General features: G+C 63.5%; 3 protein-coding genes. 1 reads left to right on the top strand and 2 read right to left on the bottom strand.

Annotated features, from left to right (window positions below):
• Positions 1-260: 260 nt before the first annotated feature.
• The gene (locus tag FCU40_RS22810; protein WP_168078082.1) at positions 261-1,007 is read left to right on the top strand and encodes a hypothetical protein; all 747 of its coding nucleotides are present in this window, start codon (positions 261-263) and stop codon (positions 1,005-1,007) included.
• Positions 1,008-1,082: 75 nt separating this feature from the next.
• Here FCU40_RS22810 and FCU40_RS22805 read toward each other — a convergent pair whose 3' ends face one another.
• The gene (locus tag FCU40_RS22805; RefSeq protein WP_168078080.1) at positions 1,083-2,522 is read right to left on the bottom strand and encodes an aldehyde dehydrogenase family protein; all 1,440 of its coding nucleotides are present in this window, start codon (positions 2,520-2,522) and stop codon (positions 1,083-1,085) included.
• A 140-nt stretch (positions 2,523-2,662) separates the two neighbouring features.
• The coding region (locus FCU40_RS22800) for a methylated-DNA--[protein]-cysteine S-methyltransferase (protein WP_168078078.1) at positions 2,663-3,089 on the bottom strand (427 nt) is incomplete at its 5' end.

Raw genomic sequence — 3,089 nt, 5'->3', positions numbered from 1 at the left:
CGGTGTTTGGGGATTTGTGGAGGGACCCTTCCCGCCCCCGGGAAGGGAGCCATCCTTACATCTCTCGGCGAGACGATCGCCGGGCTGTCCAGGTCACTCAAGGCCGACGCTGCGCGTCGCCGCGACGCGGCCGGCGGAGCCGGTCCTTGACTGACCTGGACAGTCCGGCACGCTGCTGCCTTCGAGAGAAGTTAGGTTGGGTCCGCCCCTGGGGTGGGTCGGGTGAACAACTAGAACCTTATTAGTTTGGCGAGGCCGTTGTGCCCATAAGCGATCTGATCACTCCAATTCTGGCAACCCTAGCTAGCCTCGGCATTACAGGTGCCGTTGCAGCGGGAGTCGCCTACTGGCTTTTCAAGATGCTCGCGAAGGGATGGTTGGATTCCAAGTTTCAGAAAGATCTCGAAGATTTCAAGGCAGCCAACTTGCGCGAGGTTGAACGCTTAAAAGCCGAACTGAGTCGCTACGCCGACCGCGCAACGAAATTTCATGTCCGGGAATATGAAGTGCTACCTGAAGCGTGGGGGCTAATGAACAAGGCTTATGGAGCATGCCACCAAGCCGTTGCCGGATTTCAGCAACTGGCTGACCTGGACCGTATGTCGAAGTCCCAACTTGAGGCCTGGCTCAAAGAGTCCGATCTGAAGGATTTCCAAAAAGACGAAATACGGGACAGCACTCACAAAATCGATAAGTACGGAGAATTCTTAACCTGGCAGCAGCTGGGAAAAGCACAGTACTCTGTCTCCGAGTTCCAGAATTACGTCATCCTTCAGGGCGTCTTCATCGAAGAGGAACTAGTCAATAAGATGATAGAAGCCGGCACGGCTATGAGTAAGTCTCTCATTAGCCGTAGGATGGCTGAGGTAACAAAGAACTTTCAAACCCAGAACCAAACAGATTTTTGGATACAAGCGTATGAGACGCTCGAGCCCGTCGGAAACTGGGTCCAAGATATCAAAGAAAATATTCGTTCGCGTCTATCAGATATCAAGGCACCGCTATAATTGATTTAAATAGAGAAAAGGCGAAGCCTCCCGGCCCCGCCCTCTCCGTCTAACTCAGTACAAGCGGCCAGCCCCCTACTCCGCCGCCGCCTTCGCGCCGTAGCCGAGGATCGCCTTGGTCTCCAGGAACTCGCCGAACGCGTGGTCGCCCCACTCGCGGCCGTTGCCGCTCATCTTGTAGCCGCCGAACGGGGCCATCAGGTCGGTGCTGGCGCCGTTCAGGTTGACCTGGCCGGCGCGGAGCTTGGCCGCCACCTTGCGGACCTCGGCCTGGTCGCCGCCCGAGACATAGGCCGCCAGGCCGTATTCGGTGTCGTTGCCGACCTCGATCGCCTGCTCGACATTGTCATAGCCCAGGATCGAGACCACCGGGCCGAAGATCTCTTCCTTGGCGATGGTCATGTCGTTGGTGACGTTGGCGAAGACGGTCGGCTTGACGTAGTAGCCCTTGTCCAGGCCTTCCGGGCGGCCGACGCCGCCGGTGACCAGGGTCGCGCCCTCGTCGATGCCCTTCTGGATCAGGCCCTGGATCTTGTTCCACTGGGTCTCGCTGACCACCGGGCCCATCTTGTGGTTGCCGTTCGGGTCGCCGACCGTGTGGCTCTCGGCGGCGGCCTTGGCGATGGCGATCACCTCGTCCATGCGCTGGCCGGGCACCAGCATCCGGGTCGGGGCGTTGCACGACTGGCCCGAGTTCATCATCACCGAGGCCACGCCGCCGGCGACGGCGCGCTGGAAGTCGGCGTCCTCGAGGATGATGTTCGGGCTCTTGCCGCCCAGCTCCTGGTGCACGCGCTTGACGGTCGGGGCGGCGTTCTTGGCCACCTCGATGCCGGCGCGGGTCGAGCCGGTGAACGACACCATGTCGACTTCCGGATGGCTGGACATTGCCGCGCCCACGGTCGGGCCGTCGCCGTTGACCAGGTTGAAGACGCCGGCCGGAACGCCGGCGGCGTGCAGGATCTCGGTCCAGATATAGCCCGAGAACGGCGCGATTTCCGAAGGCTTCAGCACCATGGTGCAGCCGGTGGCCAGGGCGGGACCGACCTTGCAGGCGATCTGGTTCACCGGCCAGTTCCACGGCGTGATGAAGGCGCAGACGCCGATCGGCTCCTTGACGATGCGGGTCGTGCCGCGATCTTCCTCGAACTTGTAGTCCTTCAGCACGGCGACGGCGGTCTGGACGTGGCCGATGCCCATGGCCGCCTGGGCGCGCTGGGCCAGCCAGGCGGGTGCGCCCATCTCCTCGGTGATCGCCTTGGCCATGTCCTCGAAGCGCTTCTGGTACTCGGCGATGATGCGCTCGAGGATGTCGATGCGCTCTTCGCGGCTGGTCTGGGAGAAGGTCGCGAACGCCTTGCGGGCGGCGCGGACGGCCTTGTCGACATCGGCCTCGGAGCCCAGCGAGATCACGCCGGCGACGTCCTCGGTGGCCGGATTGATGACGTCCAGCGGCTTGGGCGCGACCGGATCGACCCAGGCGCCGTCGATGTAGAACTTGGTGTATTCGCGCATGACGTTCTCCTGCCCGTGGGTGTTTTGCCGACCGCTCTGATTGGCCCCTTTTAGGTTGGGGCGGCGGCGGAGGGTTTCAAACAGCCATTTAATGTGATCGACGATCAGGTGGGAAGAGGGCAAACCGAGGTTCGCGTCGACTATTGGCCCGTCCGCGACGGCGCGACCGAGAACTCCAGGTCGAACAGGGTGGGCGCCGGGCTGGTCCGCGCCTTTTCCAGGGTCAGGAGCCGGGCCTTGGTCTCCGCCCCGCCCGAGGCCGAGAAGCCGCCCATGCCGCCCGAGGCCGCCAGCACGCGGTGGCAGGGCACCACGATCGGCCAGGGGTTCTCGCCCAGGGCCTTGCCCACCGCGCGGGCCGCGCCGGGCTCGCCGAGAGCCCGCGCCACCTCGCCATAGGTCGAGACCTCGCCCGGCGCGATGGCCCGGGCGATCGCATAGACCCGCAGGTTGAAGGCGGGCTGACCCTCGACGTCCAGCCGGATGTCGGAAAGGTCGTCGCGGGCGCCGGCCAGCAGCTCGCGGACGCGGGCGATGACGGCCTCGGCCTCCGGCGTCGGCTCGGTC

It is taken from the genome of Caulobacter sp. SSI4214 (assembly GCF_012184455.1).
Taxonomy (GTDB): Bacteria; Pseudomonadota; Alphaproteobacteria; order Caulobacterales; family Caulobacteraceae; genus Caulobacter; species Caulobacter vibrioides_E.
This window is presented reverse-complemented; position numbering and strand designations above follow the sequence as displayed.